This is a genomic window from Streptomyces sp. NPDC059477 (assembly GCF_042749375.1).
Classification (GTDB): Bacteria; Actinomycetota; Actinomycetes; order Streptomycetales; family Streptomycetaceae; genus Streptomyces.
This window is the reverse complement of sequence record NZ_JBHYUG010000133.1, coordinates 1-16,985: the sequence shown is the minus strand read 5'-3', so window position 1 is coordinate 16,985 and position 16,985 is coordinate 1. Positions and strand designations below refer to the sequence as shown.

The 16,985-nt window shown below is 68.4% G+C and carries 14 protein-coding genes and 3 pseudogenes; 10 read left to right on the top strand and 7 right to left on the bottom strand.

What is annotated here, in order from left to right; all coding sequences use genetic code 11:
* The first annotated feature begins 505 nt into the window (after positions 1–505).
* The 4 genes and pseudogenes from ACFXAZ_RS37020 (at position 506) to ACFXAZ_RS37005 (ending at position 5,217) form a co-directional block, all read left to right on the top strand.
* Positions 506–3,391, top strand: a complete 2,886-nt coding sequence (locus ACFXAZ_RS37020) for a BTAD domain-containing putative transcriptional regulator (RefSeq protein ID WP_384600633.1) — start codon at positions 506–508, stop codon at positions 3,389–3,391.
* Positions 3,392–3,524: 133 nt separating this feature from the next.
* A pseudogene (locus tag ACFXAZ_RS37015) lies at positions 3,525–3,674 on the top strand (hypothetical protein); the annotation flags it as partial.
* A 386-nt stretch (positions 3,675–4,060) separates the two neighbouring features.
* Complete coding sequence (locus tag ACFXAZ_RS37010) at positions 4,061–4,828, top strand: hypothetical protein (protein ID WP_384600636.1); 768 nt, start codon at positions 4,061–4,063, stop codon at positions 4,826–4,828.
* 68 nt (positions 4,829–4,896) lie between these two features.
* On the top strand, positions 4,897–5,217 hold the full coding sequence (locus ACFXAZ_RS37005; RefSeq protein WP_384599088.1) for a hypothetical protein: 321 nt from the start codon (positions 4,897–4,899) through the stop codon (positions 5,215–5,217).
* Between the two features lie 69 nt (positions 5,218–5,286).
* Here ACFXAZ_RS37005 and ACFXAZ_RS37000 read toward each other — a convergent pair whose 3' ends face one another.
* Together ACFXAZ_RS37000 and ACFXAZ_RS36995 are read right to left on the bottom strand one after the other, a co-directional pair.
* Entirely contained in the window at positions 5,287–5,631 is a 345-nt protein-coding gene (locus ACFXAZ_RS37000; protein ID WP_384600630.1) for a hypothetical protein, read from the bottom strand.
* 497 nt (positions 5,632–6,128) lie between these two features.
* Positions 6,129–7,352, bottom strand: a complete 1,224-nt coding sequence (locus ACFXAZ_RS36995; protein WP_384600627.1) for a hypothetical protein — start codon at positions 7,350–7,352, stop codon at positions 6,129–6,131.
* Between the two features lie 520 nt (positions 7,353–7,872).
* On the opposite strand from ACFXAZ_RS36995, the gene ACFXAZ_RS36990 reads away from it, so the two are divergent.
* From ACFXAZ_RS36990 to ACFXAZ_RS36965, 6 genes and pseudogenes are all read left to right on the top strand, one after another.
* On the top strand, positions 7,873–8,463 hold the full coding sequence (locus ACFXAZ_RS36990) for a DUF721 domain-containing protein (protein ID WP_384600624.1): 591 nt from the start codon (positions 7,873–7,875) through the stop codon (positions 8,461–8,463).
* A 621-nt stretch (positions 8,464–9,084) separates the two neighbouring features.
* Positions 9,085–10,269, top strand: coding sequence for an IS701 family transposase (locus ACFXAZ_RS36985; RefSeq protein ID WP_384600621.1), 1,185 nt, complete (start codon positions 9,085–9,087; stop codon positions 10,267–10,269).
* Positions 10,270–10,847: 578 nt separating this feature from the next.
* Positions 10,848–11,774 (top strand): RICIN domain-containing protein, encoded by a 927-nt coding sequence (locus tag ACFXAZ_RS36980; protein WP_384600619.1) that lies wholly within the window; start codon positions 10,848–10,850, stop codon positions 11,772–11,774.
* A complete protein-coding gene (locus ACFXAZ_RS36975; RefSeq protein ID WP_384600616.1) occupies positions 11,771–12,931 on the top strand; it encodes a sialidase family protein in 1,161 nt (386 codons plus the stop codon). Before ACFXAZ_RS36980 ends, ACFXAZ_RS36975 begins: the two co-directional genes overlap by 4 nt.
* 387 nt (positions 12,932–13,318) lie before the next feature.
* Positions 13,319–13,858 carry a winged helix-turn-helix domain-containing protein gene (locus ACFXAZ_RS36970; RefSeq protein WP_384600614.1) on the top strand — a complete coding sequence of 180 codons (540 nt, stop codon included), beginning with the start codon at positions 13,319–13,321 and terminating at the stop codon, positions 13,856–13,858.
* Positions 13,855–14,383 (top strand): annotated as a pseudogene (locus ACFXAZ_RS36965) (transposase). Before ACFXAZ_RS36970 ends, ACFXAZ_RS36965 begins: the two are co-directional and overlap by 4 nt.
* Positions 14,384–14,546: 163 nt before the next feature.
* Here the strand turns inward: ACFXAZ_RS36965 and ACFXAZ_RS36960 are convergent.
* From ACFXAZ_RS36960 to ACFXAZ_RS36940, 5 genes and pseudogenes are all read right to left on the bottom strand, one after another.
* Complete coding sequence (locus ACFXAZ_RS36960; protein WP_384600611.1) at positions 14,547–15,215, bottom strand: lysophospholipid acyltransferase family protein; 669 nt, start codon at positions 15,213–15,215, stop codon at positions 14,547–14,549.
* A 15-nt stretch (positions 15,216–15,230) separates the two neighbouring features.
* Positions 15,231–15,371, bottom strand: a pseudogene (locus ACFXAZ_RS36955) (MFS transporter); the annotation flags it as partial.
* Complete coding sequence (locus ACFXAZ_RS36950; RefSeq protein WP_384600608.1) at positions 15,368–15,979, bottom strand: TetR/AcrR family transcriptional regulator; 612 nt, start codon at positions 15,977–15,979, stop codon at positions 15,368–15,370. The pseudogene ACFXAZ_RS36955 and the gene ACFXAZ_RS36950, both read right to left, overlap by 4 nt.
* 342 nt (positions 15,980–16,321) lie before the next feature.
* A complete protein-coding gene (locus ACFXAZ_RS36945) occupies positions 16,322–16,561 on the bottom strand; it encodes a hypothetical protein (RefSeq protein ID WP_384600605.1) in 240 nt (79 codons plus the stop codon).
* Positions 16,558–16,806, bottom strand: a complete 249-nt coding sequence (locus ACFXAZ_RS36940) for a hypothetical protein (RefSeq protein ID WP_384600602.1) — start codon at positions 16,804–16,806, stop codon at positions 16,558–16,560. The genes ACFXAZ_RS36945 and ACFXAZ_RS36940 overlap by 4 nt, the downstream gene beginning before the upstream one ends.
* Between the last annotated feature and the right edge of the window lie 179 nt (positions 16,807–16,985).

Sequence of the window (16,985 nt, the reverse complement as noted above, 5' to 3'; positions counted from 1 at the left end):
GGCCACGCTGCGGTGGCGACCCCGGGCACGCTCGGATCGGAGTAGCAGGCATGGGCGAGCACCACGCGTACAACCGTCGGCAGACCGGGCAGGCCGCTGACCATGCGGTCGTCCGCGAAGATCCCGCCTGGGCGAACACAGGTGTGCACACACCAGGTGCCGTCGTCGGCGCGAATCGCCTGGCCGACAGGAAAACCACCCGGAAACTCTCGTCCGCGCCGACGAACACCACACCACCCGGCTCGACCAAGCGATCCGGGATGAGCAGGATCCGGCCATGTCCTGACGCAGCGTGGGTGCGTTCGTTTCGACATTCATGTCTGTTTCCTTCCGGCTCAGCCCGTCGGCGTGCGGCGATCGACACCCCGTGACCGGCCGCCGCCCGCCCTTCATGTACCCGGGCCGGCCTTCTCCGGGTGGCCGGGACTTGGCGGGGCACTTGCGCAGCATCGTGGCTGACGCTGCAATGCCGATGAAATACCAGTGATGTGAGGTGGAGGCATCGGTGGGGGCGCAACGGTCACGACGACTTCGGCTCACGGTGCTCGGACCGGTACGGGCCTGGCACGACGACACCCGGTTGTCGCTCGGGCCGATCCGCCGCCAGGCAGTTCTGGTCGCGCTCGCGCTGCGACCGGGTGTCCTGGTCAGCCATGAGCAACTGCTCGACTCGGTCTGGGGCGACGATCCGCCAGGAACCGGCCGGAGTGTGCTGCCCAGCTACGTGTATGCCTTGCGACGGGCCCTGGACCTCCCGGGCGGTGGACCGGAGTCATCGCTGATCCGCAAGGAGCCGGGCGGCTACCGCTTCGCTGCCGACGGGTTCCGGCTCGATGTGACGGACCTCGCCGAGCGCGTCGACGCCGCCCGGCGGGCGAGGGCTGCCAGTGACCCGGCCAGCGCGGCGGACCGACTCGGAAGCGCCCTGGCCCTGTTCGACGGTGAGCCCCTTGCCGGATTGCCCGGACCGTTCGCCGAACAGAAACGCGGACGGCTGCTGGACCGACGCCGCGAGGTACGGGTGCAGCGGCTGGAGTGCCTGGTCGACCTCGGCAGGTACGGCGAAGCCCTTGACGACCTAGCCGAACTGTCCACGTCCAGCCCCTACGACGAGCCGCTGGCTGCGCTGCGGATGAGTGCCCTGCACGGCAGCGGTCGCCGAGGGGAGGCGCTCACCGTCTTCGCGGATCTGAGACGGCTGCTCCGCACCGAGTTGGGCGCGAGTCCCGGTGAGGCGCTCACACGGGTGCATGAGGCGATATTGCGCGGAAGCCCAGCGATGCCGCCCGACACTGCTGCGCCCGCTCGCCGTACGGTCAATGAACTGCCTGGCGACGCGGGCCGCCTGATCGGGCGGGAGGCCGAGGTGGCACAACTGCTGGGGGCCGCCGTTCCGGGAGCGGTGACAGTCCGGACCGTGGACGGACCGGCAGGAGTCGGCAAGTCTGCGCTGGTAGTGCGGACGGCACGCGAGCTGAGCGGCGAGTATCCAGACGGCTGTCTGTTCGTGGATCTGCGCGCCCACAGCACGCAGCGGCGGCAGACGCCCGTACGGGCCCTGCAGCGGCTGCTGCACTCGCTGAGTACGGTGACCGGCGAGTTGCCGGGCGATCTGGACGACCTCGTTGCCGTCTGGCGTGCAGCCACCAGCGGGCTGCGGCTGCTGCTGGTCGTGGACGACGCCCTGGACGCCAACCAGGTACGGCCGCTGCTGCCTGCCGGCGCGGGAAGCCGGGTCCTAGTGGCGGGCCGCCACCGACTGGCCGGGCTGGATGCGGATCTGCGGGTCACACTGGAGCCGCTGACGGGCGACGACGCAGTGTCGCTGCTCACCGACATCATCGGGGTGCGGCGGGCGAGCCGGGAACCCGAGGCGATCCGGCGGCTGGCCGGGCTGTGCGACGGGCTGCCGCTCGCCCTGCGACTCGCCGGGTCGCGGTTGCAGAACCGGGCCGCCTGGACTGTGGCACATCTGGTGGGCCGGATGGCGGGCGGGGACCGACTCGGGGAGCTGAACGCCGGGGACCGCAGCGTGGAGACGGCGTTTCGGATGTCGTACGAGCATCTTGCCCCTGAACAGCGTTGTGCTTTCAGGGTGTTGGGGATGACACCCACGGTGGAGTTCGATGTGCTGACACCGGCAGCCATGCTGGGGCTTCCCAGCCCTGAGACGGAGGTTCTACTGGAGGGACTCGTCGACACCAGCCTGGTCCAGCAACCTCAGCCCGGCCGCTACCGTCTGCACGATCTCGTCCGGGCACACGCCCGACGCCTCACGCGGGAAACGCCGCGCGAGGCCGCCGACGCCCGCAAGGCCGCTTTCCGTCTCCATCTGGATGCCGCCCGAATGGCCAGTGAGTGGGGTGTCGACGGCTTCCCGACCGGCCCTCGGCCATGGGACGGGCCGTTCACGACCTGGCAAGAGGCAGAGGCCTGGCTGGACGCGGCAGGGGGCGAACTCGCCGATGTCGTCAGTCACGCCGCGAGCGCGGGCGACGCCGACCACTCCTGCTGGCTGGCCGAGGCTCTGGTCGACTACTTCGTCCGTCAGGGCCGCTACCACGAGGCCGAGACAACGTTGGAGATCGCCCTTGCCCACGTGGCCGGGACGACTGATCCCCGGATGCCGCTCGCTCTCTGGAACTCCCTCGGCTACACGGCGATCCATCAACGCCGGTACAACCGGGCCCGTGCTTGCTTCGAGCAGACGCTGAAGCTACTGGCGAACCGTCCCGACGCTCACGAGGAGTGCCGGACCTATACCGCTATGGGTGCCCTCGACCTGAGCATGGGCGAGGCCGGGCCCGCCATCGTCCATGCAACCAAAGGACTCGCCCTCGCCAGAAGCGTGGGCAACGACTGGATCGCGGCGACAGCACTGATCGTCCAAGGACTGTCGTACTACTTCCATCGCCGGAACGAGGAGGCCCTGGCCTGCTTCGCGGACGCCTACCCCCACGCGGAGGCGATCGGCCGCCCTCGGATGCTGGGCCGGGCACTGAGCTGCGCCGCCGACGCACACCTCCGGATGGGGCAGTTCACAGAGGCCAAGCACCGACTGCGGGCTGCGGTGACACTGGTCGATCAGGTCGGCGACTTCTTCCTGTGCGCTCGCAGTCTGACCCGGCTGGGCACAGCGGAACAGGCCGATGGCGACCCGGAGGCCGCTATCGCCCTGCACTACCAGGCCCTCCGCCAGCACCAGTCGCTGTCCCGCCTCACCGAACCCGGCTACGACTGGCTGGAGATGGACATCCGCACCCGGCTGGGACGCGCCTACCTGGCGACGGGACGCTGGCGTGAGGCAGGACGCGAGTTTCAGACCGTGCAGGACGCCCACGCCCGTTCCAAGGCCGACCGATGGCGGCCGTCTCCAGCGGGCGGATCGTAAGGACGGGCACCGGGCGGCCCGGGCACAGCGGCCGGCCGTCCCACCGACTTCGCCCGCCACATGGTCGCCCGCCCGTCACCGCCCTCGGCATTTGGACGTCTTGTCCTGGTCATGTCCGGCATGATGAGGGGGCATGAGTCGTGAGTCGGTGGGCATGGACGAATTGGTCGAGCACTGGACCGTACTCGACGGCGAACGCGGCCTTGTGCGGGAGGAGCGTGGCGGGCCGCAACAACTCGGGTTCGTGCTGTTGCTGAAGTTCTACCCGCGCGACGGCCGGTTCCGTCGGGGCCGGGCGGAGTTCCCCGACGAGGTGGTCGGGTTCGTCGCCCGTCAGATCGCAGAACTGCTCACCTACGCGCGGCCGGGCGACACCGTGCACATCTCCGAGATGTTCCGCCTCGTACGTGGCACCCAGCATGGCCTCGACGTGCTCGACGTCCTCCACCGCGACCAGGTTTCCCCGCACATCCACGACGGCGCGTTCTCCGCCACGGACCTCACCGCCCGCCACCTCCGGACCGGAGAACTGCTGTCCACCGTGAAGTTCTTGGTGCAGACCATCGCCGCCGCCGGCGAACTCCAGCGTACGACGGGCTGCGCGCCGCCAAGGCCAAGGGCAGCAAGGGCGGACGCCGCCCCGCCGTGGCGGTCGGCAGGACCGGCGACGTGCGCACCGCGTACCTGGAGGGCCGCTCCATCACCGCCCTCGCCCGCGACCACCGGGTCAGCCGCGGTGCCATCCGCACCGCCGTCGCCGACCTCCTGCCCGACCACACCACCACCGAGGACGACGCTCCGCCTCCGGAGCTGCCGGTCACCCTCGACATGCCGGGCAAGGTCGCCAACTTCCTCCGCGCCGCCGAGTTGGACGACATCGAGCGGGCCGCGCTCGACCAGAGGGTGACTGTACGGCGTGGCCAGGGCTACACCCTGCGCGTCAGCGCCGTCCCCTCCGTGCACCGCCAGCTCCTCGCCCGCTGCCAGCCGCTCGACCGTGCCCGGGATGTCCCCGCGATCCCGGCACAGCGCAAGGCCCGCCGCGAGTACGAGAACCGGGTCAGCACACTCACGTCCCTGACCATGATCGTTCTCACCGCTAACCACTGTACCGATGTTCCGACCGCCGCCACACTGTCGGGGGGTGGCTACGGTCCGCTCACGCGCCGACCAAGGAGGAGGCCGGGCGTGTGGCGGCCCCCGGCGGGGTGCTGCGGCTCCTGGACCAGGCGCACTGGGCCGAGGACTGGCTCCACCAGCTCACCGGCCGCGCGGCCCACAGGGTGGACAAGGACGTCCCGGATCTACGACATCACGGCCCTTCTGGCACTTCCCCCGGACGCCAGAGAGAGGGCCTGGTCGTCGTCATCCTCACGGACGAGAACCGCCTCGGGAGAACGCCGGGGATGGCAAGCCTCAAGGATGAGGAGGCGGTGACCGAACCGAGGCAACATCGAGTGACGGAGAAGTGCTGCTCCGTCATCGCACGCCGAAAGGAGACTGCAATGTCAGATTCAGCTCCCGCCGCAGGATGGGCCGCCCCCGGCCCCGAACTTGAGCCGAAGACCGCCTCAGGATTGGTCGCCGCCGTGGCGGGCATGTTGGCCGCAACGGCAGTCGCAGCGCCCATCGCTCTCGTGGCCCAGGGAGTAGCAGCCCTCACGGGCGGGGACCAGGACAAGGCGGTTGACGCCGTCATGAAACCGACGAGCAGGGCCGTGGAGAAGTTCATCGACGCGGCCGACAAGCACAACGAGACGATCGTCAAGGCCGGAATCACCGCCGCTGTCGGAGCCATCGCCCACGGGTCCAGCTCGAAGAGCTGACCCGGCGGTACCCGCCCTCGCGGTATCTACTCCTGCCTCGAACCCCCGTCCAAGTGGACGGGGGTTCCGTCATACCCAGAGCATTCCTCGCACTTGTCGCGCATGTGCGAGCCAAGCCGCGCAAGGGTCCTGATCTGACGTCTGGGGGTGTCGCACGGGTGGCAAGCTGCCCTCGCCCGCGACCACCGGATCAGCCGCCGGGCGATCCGTACAGCCGTCGCCGACCTCCTGCCCGACCACATCGCCAGCGAGGTAGACGCTCCCGCCCCGGAACTGCCGGTCACAGTTCCGGAAGTGCCGGAACCCGATGCTCTCCCACAGCGCGGCGATCTTCCGGGTGGCCTCGGCGGTGTACGCGTCGGTGAGCAGGCTCTCGTCGGCGGGCCACTCGCTCATCCGCTGCGTTCGCTTCATTCAGCTCTTTCAGCGAGGCGCTCGACCTGGCCGACGGATATATCGGTGGTCCACTCCCAGCCGGGCTTGGCCGTTGGGCCGACTCGCGGGGCGCTGGGGACACGGCCCGCACGCACGGCAAGGACGTACGCCCGATCCTGCTCGATCCGTGCGCGTATCTCACCGGCTCCGCAGACCGATCCGTGGCCGGGGACCATGACATCGACATCGCCTGCAACGTCCTCGAGCAGGCGCAGTCCGACGAGGTACTCCCCGAGGGGTCATTGGTGTCGTTCAACTCGGGGCAGGACAACCCGCCCCTCCGCGTCCGAAGTAACCGTAAGCCGCAGCTGGATGCGGTGTGGGCCTGTCACACGGCGCTCGGCCAGGCCACCCCGACAACAACACCGGCGATGCGGCGCTGTCCGGCCTGCTGTCGTCCTGCCTCGCCGACGTCCATGACACCGGGTGGGTACTTCGGACACTGGGACTCGGCTGACGGAAGCCATTTGGCCGGATCAGTCCACCCTGTACGCTTTCTCGCCGACCATGAAGGGGGCGTCGGCGGGGCCCTTGATGTATGGGCCACGCCAGATCACCCGGTGCTCCTGGGCGCTGGGGTACCACTGGCGCACCTTGTGCATCCGCACGGTCCACCGGTGGTGATAGATCCGGCTGGCGTCGCTGTTCCCCGTACGCTGTTCGGGTACCTGGTGGGCAAGGCGGATGACTCGGATATCGGGGTCGGCCGGCGTGACAACCGAGTGCAGCTGGCGCTCGGGACTGTCCTGTTCCCGCGGGGATGTGATCGTGGTGATCCCCTGCGCTGAGAGCCGCCAGAACGCGAAGGCATAGCGGACGGCAAAGTCGTCGTAGACGTCCTCGATGCGTCCGCCGTCCCACTGGCCCTCCTCGGGCGGCACGGCGTTGTACTGCGCGACCTCGTTCAGGGCTGTGTGAAGCCAGCGGTGTTCCTTGGTGAGCGCGGCGTGACGTTCGACGCTCTCAGCTGCAAGTGCGCCGTCACCCCGCATCCCGTACATGCCGTCCGGTACGAGTGGGGGCAGCGGCGCGCCCGAGGCACGAGCCTGAGCGACGGCGAGGCGCCATGATTCGGGCTGGACGGGGCCGTCACGGTCCATGAAGCAGGTGAGCTGGATTCCCGGGTACCGGGCGTCGGGCAGCATCTGGGACTGGGTGACCATCTGCCAGCCGAAGGCTCGGATGTCGGAGAGCGATCCGCCCCGGTTGGCCACGACGACAGAGGTGGGAAGCACCAGTAGGCCGGTCGGCATGGCAAGATCCCTGTCACGGTCCAGGGTGGCCATGTCGGCGGGCTCCAGGGTGGCGGTCGCGGCCATCACCGCCGCGTGGGCCGCCGGCGAGACGACGAGGACCTCGGCGTTGGCCAGGACGTTGAGTACCTGTTGCATCTGCCAGCGCGCCGTTTCGACCGGACCGGTCGGCCAGGGCGGCCGCATTCCCTGCTTGCCGAGCATCAGCGTGAACGCCATGTTCTCGCGGTGCTCCTCGGGCCCGTCGCTGTGCTGGAGTACCGTGCGCAGCTCTGCCATCCGCGTGCTCACGTTCGACGCCACCATAGATCGCACCCACGGATTGTCCAGCAGGAGCCGCTGGGTCTCCTTCCGGGCCCGGTGTGCTGCGCGCGCGGCGCGAGCAGCATTCCATGTCATGGTGGTGTCCCGGCTGCGTTGCTTCTTGCTGCGGCTCGCTTTCCCCACACGCTCCCCCTCCAAGCCGTTTCCTGCCGGAGCGCTACCCGAGCCCGCACGTTGGGACACCGACGAATCCGGCCATGCCAATGACAGCCCATCCGCATTCTGGAGTAGCCAGTCCGAGCCCCGACGGAGGCCAGCGCCTCACGAACCGCCGACGGCAGAGGCAGCCGCTCGACGGGCACAACAGCAACGTGGGAGACGCCCTTGACCGACCGCACGTGCCAGGGCACCACAGCCCAGTACTCCCCGTACTCCGCCGCTTGAACATCGCCGTCCTCAGCGTGGAGCCCCTGAAACCCGCCGTCCCTCGCCATTCACCCGCCAGACCTGACTGCCGCAGACCATCCGCACCGTGCAGGGCGGTGCGCGGTGACGAGGCTTGCCAGCCTCCAGCCCCGCTCCGGCCACGGCTGTACTTCGCTCCGATCCGCCATGTCGGCACCGTAGCGAGGCCGCCGGGCGACGACCGCCCGGCGGGACGGGGCGGGAGCCCTCCGGGTTCGCCACCGTGCTCCAGGGCCTGATGGCCGGCCGTGCCTGGGAACTCCCGGCCGCCGGCGGAAGCATCCTGGACCGCTGGCCCGACATCGCCGCCGCCGTCGCCCCGCAGTTGCCCCACCCCGTCACGGCCGTCGCTTTCCACCCAGAGACCGGGCAGCTCGACCTGCGCCCGGACTCCCCGGCCTACGCCACCCAGCTCCGCCTGATCACCACGCGGATCATCGCCGCCGCCTACGAGACGGCCGGCACTGACGCGGTCCGAGTGCGGGTCCTGCCGCCAGGCGCCGCGCCCGCTCCCCGGACCGCACCCAGGGCCCCGACTGCCTCGCCGGTCGGTGCGCAGGCACCGGTGAAGACACGCGAGATGGGATCACCAGGCTTCCACCAGGCGCTCGCCACGCACCAGGCCGTCGTACCACCGAACCGCGTCGACCCGTCAATCGCGGAAGCGGTCGAGCGGCAGACTGCCGCGATGCGGGCGCTCAGCCTCCAGGCTTTCCCGAACCGGAGGCGGCGGCCGACGACCAGCCGGCCCCGATCGAACAGGCCCGCACCGAACGCCGCCGCCAGGCCGACGCCTCCCACGCGGCCGCCCTGCACCGGGCCGCGCTGAACGAGCAGGGAGAGAGGCCGGGACCGTGGCGGCGGTGACACCGCAGCGGGCTCCGCTGCGGACGTCAGCATGAATCGCCGCCTCACTCCGTAGACGGTTCGTACGGTCTCGTCAAAGGGGAAGTGGGTTGCCTGGTGTGGGAGTTGACGGAACGTCCCGGAGGTGATGCGCTCGGGGGTAGGGTTTGAGATGGCGCCTTTTGTGACACCTCCCCTCACGGACACCGTGTCCGGACCCCGCCCTTGGGGCCCGACCCGATCCAATGGAAGGGCCGCTGGCCGGGATCTCACCGGCGGCCGGTCTGAGGGGAGGCGCCTATGGGGCGTCGAGGAAAACCGAGGCCATCTCTGAGGCGGCGCATCGAGGACCTGCTGGTCCGAGCGGCGTGGCGACAGGGGAGGTGGTTCAAAGGCTGACCCGCACACCAGCGGCCCTGAGCCGTGCTCGTCGACGGCGCCCGCCACCAATTCGGCCTGATCGACACCGAGGCTGCCCGTCGGGGGATCTGAGTGCATATCCCGCTGGTCTTCGTGCACGTCGCTGCTGGTGCCACCACTTCGCCCGCTAGTACTGCAACGGCCCTTGTGGTGACGGTTGGGCAGGTCGGTCGTTGGGCTGCTCATGGGTGGGGAACTGTCTGATGCCCGGTCGTGGGCGGGTGAACTGAGGGCTCTGCACGAGCGGTTCGTGCACCGCTTCGCGAGGTCTGAGCCGCGTGAATCGGCGCTGGCGTACATGCGGGGGCTGATCGCTCCGCTGGAGCGGAAGAACGGCTGGACGCTGGCGGAGGAGGCGGGTCATGCGGGACCTGACCGGATTCATCGACTGCTGAACCGGATCGACCGGGACGCGGACGAGGTCCTGGACGACGTGCGTGAATACGTGGTGGAGCATCTTGGCGACCGGGATGCGGTGCTGATCGTCGACGACACCGGGTTCCTGAAAAAGGGAGACCGTTCGGCAGGTGTTCAGCGGCAGTACTCCGGCACGGCGGGGCGGACGGAGAACTGCCAGGTCGGGGTCTTCCTCGCCTATGCCGCCGGCCGCGGCCGTACCCTGATCGACCGGCGCCTCTACCTGCCCGCTTCCTGGACGGACGACCGGGAACGGTGCCGACGGGCCGGCATCGACGGCACCGTCGTCTTCGAGACGAAGGTCGCGATGGCCAGGGCGATGGTCAGCCGGGCGGTCCAGGAGAAGATCCCGTTCCGGTGGGTCACCGCGGACGCTGGCTACGGCTACTCGAAAAGCTGGCGGACCGAGCTGGAACGGGCGGACGTCTTCCACGTCATGGCCACCACCCGGCACGACACCGTCGTCACCCGCTGGGCCCTCGACCACCCCGTTCGTGACCTGTTTCCCGGTCTGCCGCGGCAGAAGTGGAAGCGCCGTTCCTGCGGGAACGGCTCCCACGGCCCCCGTGTCTTCGACTGGGCCCGGGTCGAGGTCCGGCCCTGGCACCGGGACGACCGCCGGCACTCGGTGATCGCCCGCCGCAGCGTCCGCCGACCCGAGGAGATCTCCTACTACATCGCTTACTGCCCCGCAGACACCACGCTTGACCAGCTGATCTACATCGCCGGTGCCCGCTGGGCCGTCGAGGAATGCTTCCAGACCGCGAAACAGGAATGCGGTCTGGACGACTACCAGGTCCGCCGCTATCCCTGCTGGCACCGCCACATGACCCTGGCCATGGCCACCCACGCCTGCCTCACGGTCCTGCGGGCCCACGAGCTCGACACCGGGAAAGAAGAAACGGATCCTCCGGCCTCGTCCCCCTCAGCCTGGCCGAACTCAGACGGCTGATCCACCGGCTCACACACCGCCGGCCGGCCTCGATCGAGCACATCCTGCACTGGTCCCACTGGCGCCGACGACGACAGCACCAAGCCCGCATCTGCCACTACCAACAACGCGGCCACACACCACCCGAAACTGCCCAACCATCAGGAAAAACACCGTTGCAGTACTAGCTCGATCGTCCCTCGAAACGAACCGCGCCCTGCTGCGGATGGCGGGTGCGCCTGCCGAGGGCCGAACACGAACGCCATGGACCGGATGACTGGCCGACGGTGATCGAAGCGGCAGGACGAGGCCTGGGCTGTGAAGCGCCGCTCGACAAAGGCCGGCAAGGCCGATGGTACATCGCCCGCATGACGATGACGCCCAGAGAAGGTTCACTACCGTGCCGTCTGTCCTCGACCCCCTGTTCCTGATCGCGTCACCCCGTCGGCTTCAGCTGTTGCTCCGGTGTCTGAAGGCGCACGGGGGCCGGCGGGGAAGCGGGGGATCGGACGGATGATCGGGACGGTCCTGCGCACGTCGTCGCGCCCCCAGCCTCTCCTGCGGGCCCGTGGACAGAGAGGTTATCGGATGTCATGCATATGAAAACTCCAGTGCGGGTGTCCGCGGTCGTCGCCACGGTGATGTCCGCCATCGCCGCCACGTTGGCGTACGTACTGACCTTTCCCAGTCCGGCGAGCGCGGAGGACGACTGGAGAAATCTCCGCAACCTCAACGCGGGAAGATGCCTGGCCGTTCCCAACTCCAGCACGGCCAACGGCACGGGCCTGGTCCAGTGGAGCTGTAACGAGAACTCGGACCAGGACTGGACGTTCACCAAGGTGACGGGCGGAAACGGCGACCGATACCTCGTCCGCAACCGCTTCAGCGCGCTGTGCCTCGCCATGCCCAACTCCAGCCTCGCCAACGGCACTCAGGCCATCCAATGGCCCTGCGACACCGGCGGCAACGAGCAGGTCTGGGTCTACGACAGCTGGAACCGGCTGCGGAACGTGAACAGTGACAAGTGCCTGGCCGTTCCCAATTCCAACACGGCCAACGGCGCCGAGATCATCCAGTGGTCCTGCTCGGAGAACCTGGATCAGCGCTGGGTCTGGTCCGAAGACACCTCCACCTACGCCCGTCTCTACAACCAGGGCTCCGGCCAGTGCCTCGCCAACCCTGGCTCCAGCTATACCAACGGCATCGCGATGATCCAATGGTCGTGCAGCAACAGCGACAGCAACTACTGGGCGCTCAAGCCTGTGACCGGCGGCTATCGCGTGGTCAACAAGGTGAACGGCAAGTGCCTGGCGCTCGCGGGCGCGACCACCACGAACGGCGCCAAGGTCATTCAGTGGCCGTGCGGCAGCGGTGACGAGCAGGTCTGGGTCCGTATCGACCTCGACCGGCTGCAGAACAAGAACAGCGGGCTGTGTCTCGCCATTCCCAGCGCCAGTGAGACCGCGGGAACGGAGGCAATTCAGTGGACCTGCTCGACGAGCGTGAGCCAGCAGTGGCTGTGGTGAAGCGCAAAGTGGCGTGGCCCGTACTCCTGACGGCACTCGTCCTCACCGTCGTGTCCGGCCTGCTCCTGCCGGGCCCGGCAGCCGCCGAGAGCATCTCGGGCGAGTCAACCGCCTATACGAACCTGGTGACCGGCGGCGACGGTCCCCGCACCCCCGACACCATCAGTACCAGCGCGAACAACGCGGTCGTGGTCTGGCGGGAGGGACTCAGGCCCGGCAACCGTGACATGGGATACATCCGGTACGCGTACACGACAGACGGCGGCACCAGCTGGAGCCGTCCCCAGACGCTGGGCCAGGAGACCAGTGAGTATGCCTACCACTACGTCATCTTGTACCAGGCGGGCAGCGAGCTGTTCGCGTACATGGGGCGCACGCCCATCGTGGACACGACCGAGCCGGACGGGGACGGCTGGAACAACGACGGCCTGCCGATCAGCAGCACCGTGGTCAAGCGCAGCACCGACGAGGGCCGTACCTGGCAGGACTACTCCGCCACCTTCCCGAACATCGGCAACCTCGTCTTCGCCGGACGCCCGCTCAAACTGGCCAACGGCAACCACGCCATCCCGTACTGGGCGACAAATCGGGAGAACGGGGTGCTGGTCTCCAAGGACCTGAGGACCTGGACGAAGGCCGGCTCCGTGACGAACGGAAACGTGGCGGGCATCAAAGCCGGCGAGAACCAGATCTCCCTCGACCAGGACGGCGCGACCGGGAACGAGTTGGTCATGGTGGCCCGGAGCGAGGATGCCAACGCCATGAAGGCCACGAGCTCCGACGGCGGGGTGACCTGGACGGCCTTCGACGCGGACATCAACCTGCCGAGCCTGAACACGTCCAAGGCATTCTTCATCAAGGACAGCAACGGGCAATACCTGTATATCTACAACACCCCCATCTCCAGTCCCGACTCGGATGCGTACCGCGACATCCTCAACTATCGGACGAAGCGCCCCGGGGCGGCCTGGAGCGACTACAAGTTCTTCGCCGACGGCTTTGAGCTCGACGAGGACACGACGCCGGCCGGGACAGGGAAGGGCTGGGACACGTACGCGATGGCCGACGAATACGCGCCGGGCAAGTTCTACGTCGTCTGGGAGTTCGACACCACCCGCATCAAGGTGAACAAGCTCGACATATCCGATGCATCCTGATCTGTCGCCGCCGTGTCCCCTTGTGGTTGCGGAGTTGGTGGTGGTGTGGTGAGGGTGGCTTGAGCGTGATGGCCTCGACGAGGGCCGCCCGCATGTCCGCGTGGGGATGCCGTAGCACCTCCAGCAGGACGCCCGGAGCGGCTACCGCACGATGTCCAAGAGAACGGGCGACCGTCCGGAATGATCCCCGGCCCGTTCAGCCCCCAACTTGGACCAGATGTCGTTGTCGAGCGTGATTGTCACGCCTTCGTCTCCGCCCTCAACTCTGCCCGCCTGGATGGCTTTGGGCGGCACCTTCACCTTGCCTGCGGCTCTGCCCACACTACTGACCTTTTCGGGTTACCTTCGGGTGGTGACGTTGGGTGATCCCTGCGGTATGCCGGTGTTATGCGGTACGAGGATGGTGGGGGCCTGACTGCTGAGCGGCGGGCCGCACGTGAACGGATCCGGCTGGAGGCCGGGCAGAGGTTCGCGCGAGGCGACCGGACTTCGGATATCGCCAAGGACTCGCGGGTGAGCGAGCGTTCGGTGGAGCAATGGCGCCGGGCCTGGCGTGAAGGCGGCATGGAGGGTCTGAAGTCGAAGGGGCCGGCGAAACTGCCGAAACTGTCGGACGAACGGTTCGCCCTGCTGGAAAGGGAGCTGGCCAAAGGGCCAGCCGCGCATGGCTGGGAAGACCAGCGGTGGACACTGGAACGCATCAGAGCGCTGATCGGCCGCCAGTTCAGGATCAGCTGCTCCGTCGCGGGGGTCTGGCGACTCCTGCACCGCCACGGCTGGTCCTGGCAGAGCCCGGCCCGTCGCGCGCTGGAACGTGACGAACACGCGGTCGAGCTCTGGAAGAAGGACGTGTGGCCGCAGGTGGAAGGACCGCGGCGGCGCTCGGGGCCTGGGTCGTCTTCGAGGACGAGGCCGGGTTCGCGATGACGCCGCCACGAGCCCGTACGTGGGGCCGACGCGGGCAGACTCCCGTCGTGAGAGTGCGGGGACGGTCCCGGCGGCGGATCTCGGTCGCCGCGATGTGCTGCTACCGGCCCGGGGAAAGGTCCCGGATGATCTACCGGCCCCGCTTCCACCTGCTGCTTATTCGCCTGGCAGGACTACCGTGACCTCCTGGTCCGCGCGCACCTGCAACTCGGCGCCCCGATCGTTGTCGTCTGGGACAACTTGAACACCCATCGCACTGCCGGACTGCGTAAGTACGCGGCCGATCACGAATGGCTCACCATCATCCAGCTTCCCTCCTACAGACCGGACTTGAATCCTGTGGAGGGCATCTGGTCTCTGCTGCGGCGCGGGCCGATGGCCAACACTGCGTTCACCGACCCCGACCACCTCACCAGCACCCTCCGCCGAGGACTCGCCCACATCCAGCGCCATCCCGAGCTCATCGACGGCTGCCTCACCGAAACCGGACTGACCCGCGCTTCAGACCTCCCGAAGCCAATCTGAAAAGGTCAGTAGCGAATCGCTCGCTCCGCCATGGAGAGTTCGCCTTCTCCTCGGGCGGCGCTGGTTCGTCAGCCTTCGCCTCGCGATCGGGAACCAGGACGCGAAGGCACTGGCGGTGGCGGGCGACAGCAAGATCCAGAGACAGCTCCGATGCGACGGGATATCAGCCCTGCTCCTTCGCCCTCGCCGCGTAGACGGGCACGTACTCCTGGTCGGAGACCTCTGCTATAGCTTGCACAATCAGGTCAGAGACAGCCCTTCGGGCACCAGCGTCAGCGGCGGAGTCCTCGTACAGGGAGAGGTCGACGGGCTTGCCGAAGGTGACCTTGACCTTGGCCGGACGCGGAAGCACGCGCCCGGGCGGCAGGACGCGATCGGTGCCGCTCATGGCCACCGGCACCACGAGCGCGCCGGACTTGAGAGCCAGCCATGCCACGCCTGTCTTGGCCCGGTAGAGCCGGCCGTCCGGGGAGCGTGTGCCCTCGGGGTAGATGCAGAAGACGCCGCCGTTCTTCACCACCCGAAGACACGCGTCAAGCGAGGCTACCGCCGCCCGTTGGTTCTCGCGGTCAACTGGGACCTGCCCACTGCCCCGCATGAAGGACGAGACGATCCGCGTCGGCCAGGAACCTCCCTCAAAGTACTCCGCCTTCGCCATGAAGGTCACCTGTCGGTCAAGCACCAGCGGCAGGAAGGTGGAGTCCACGATGGACAGGTGGTTGGACGCGAGAATGACGCCGTTCGACTGCGGCACATTCTCCAAGCCCACGGCTTCGAGCCGCGCCGCGCTACGCAGCACCGGTCCGGTCAGCCGCTTCAAGTGCTCATACATCAATTCGTTCCTCTATTGGATCTGGGCCGGGCTCGCGGCGAGCGAACGCTGCAGGCTGGGCTGCGCCACCAGCAGAACGGTGCCGTCCAGTGCGACGATCACCGCCCCGGCCACGCTGACGAGAAGCGGGACCGAGCGTCGGAGCCGCCCGGTCATGAGGCCATCGGCCCGAGATGGGCGTCCAGCGCAGCTTCGATCAACCGGTCGTGACTTTCGGAACCCTCGCCGCCGAGGGCGAGTTGCAGGCTGCCCCAGGACCACAGCTGGGCGATGCCGTGCAGGTTCGCCCACAGGGCAGCCGCGGTGACTGCCGCCGAAGGCTCCAGCGCCTGTGCCCGGCACCGAGCGACGAGCTCGGTGACGCGCTGGAACATCGGGAGCGTCGCCTCCCTCAGCCGGGGCCCGTCCGGAGTTCCGGGCTGCTCGCCGCTGTCGAGCAGGTCGTGACGGAACATCAACTCGAACATGCCGCGCCGCTCCAGTGCGTAGGTGACGTACACCCGCGCCAGCGCTGCCAACTCATCACGCGGCACGGCAGTCCCTGCCTTGGCTGCGGCGGACCGCGCGCCCAGTTCCTCGAAGCCTCTGCGCGCGATGGCCGACAACAGCGCCCGGCGTGTCGGAAAGTAGCGCCGCGGCGCACCGTGCGACACACCTGCCCGGCGGGCGATCTCCCGAAGACCAACCGACGCGGTGCCCTCAGACAGCACCAGCTCTACGCCGGCATCGACCAGTCGTTCCCGCAGGGGCCCTTCAACATCCATAGACAGTGTCTACCAGACATTCATAGACAGCGTCTACCAGCAACTCGGCTGCGCGGTGTGCCCGCTGTTCGAGGGGCCGGACGGTGCTGGAGCGGCTGCGCTGCCTGTGGGGCGCACTCGCCGGGCATGTGCCGCCATGCGTCGTACCGGCGGCGGTCCTTGCAATGCCCTTCTTTGAACTCTTCGTCGCAGCCGGCGCATTTCTGCGCTGGCTTCCCCGTCTCCTGGGAGTTGGGGCGGGCGAAGTCGTACGAGCCCCGGGACAGCCGCGGGGCGAGGGCCGACCGGGTCTTCTGTGTGCCGTCGCGGCGCACGATTGCCGGGGGACGCCCGCAGGGCTCGTCAGAACGCGATGAGGCGGACGACGGTGACGGTGAGGACGGTGCCGGAGACGACGTACCGGACGATCGCCGTGGCGACGGTCACCTCGCGTCGGTCGCGGTCTGCGTCTACCGCGGTGGAGCCGTGTCCGTAGGAGTCCCGGGCGATCGTGCGCGCCATGGCGGCCTCGAACTCGGTGCGGCCGTTCATCTTGCGCAGTGTGTCGTCGGCCGGCGGGGCGTAGGTGATCCGGTACCTCACGCGGCGCCGCGTCGTTCGGCTTCTTCGCGCAGCAGCCGGTCCTCGATGGCGTCGGCCTCGGGGTCGGGGATGGCTTCGAGCATCCAGTGCCGCATCACGGCGTGGATCTCGTGGACGCCCGCGGTGTCGACGGCCTGGTCGAAGTCGGCCCGCCGCTCCTGCGGGAGGGCGTCCCGGATCGTGGGGATGGTGTTGGGGACGTCGACCTCCCGGCCGTTCACCCAGGTCCGCGGCGGCTCTGCCACGATGCTCTCCTTCCGACTCCGGCCACGGTAGCCGCACATCACCCGGTCCCGCTGCCGAATCCGGTCCGCATCACACCTGCGAGTGCCTAGGGCGTGTCCGCAGTGTCAGGTGGGGGGCCATAGTCGCAGGCAGGCGAGGGTGACCAGGGCTTGGTAGTGGTGGGCTCGTTTGTCGTAGC

Coding starts and splice junctions, on each gene's coding strand:
- ACFXAZ_RS36960 (WP_384600611.1), bottom strand. CDS start 15,215: ATGTATGAGCACTTGAAGCGGCTGACCGGACCGGTGCTGCGTAGCGCG.
- ACFXAZ_RS36970 (WP_384600614.1), top strand. CDS start 13,319: ATGCGGTACGAGGATGGTGGGGGCCTGACTGCTGAGCGGCGGGCCGCA.
- ACFXAZ_RS36980 (WP_384600619.1), top strand. CDS start 10,848: ATGAAAACTCCAGTGCGGGTGTCCGCGGTCGTCGCCACGGTGATGTCC.
- ACFXAZ_RS37000 (WP_384600630.1), bottom strand. CDS start 5,631: ATGAAGCGAACGCAGCGGATGAGCGAGTGGCCCGCCGACGAGAGCCTG.
- ACFXAZ_RS36950 (WP_384600608.1), bottom strand. CDS start 15,979: ATGGATGTTGAAGGGCCCCTGCGGGAACGACTGGTCGATGCCGGCGTA.
- ACFXAZ_RS36985 (WP_384600621.1), top strand. CDS start 9,085: ATGGGTGGGGAACTGTCTGATGCCCGGTCGTGGGCGGGTGAACTGAGG.
- ACFXAZ_RS37005 (WP_384599088.1), top strand. CDS start 4,897: ATGTCAGATTCAGCTCCCGCCGCAGGATGGGCCGCCCCCGGCCCCGAA.
- ACFXAZ_RS36990 (WP_384600624.1), top strand. CDS start 7,873: ATGGCCGGCCGTGCCTGGGAACTCCCGGCCGCCGGCGGAAGCATCCTG.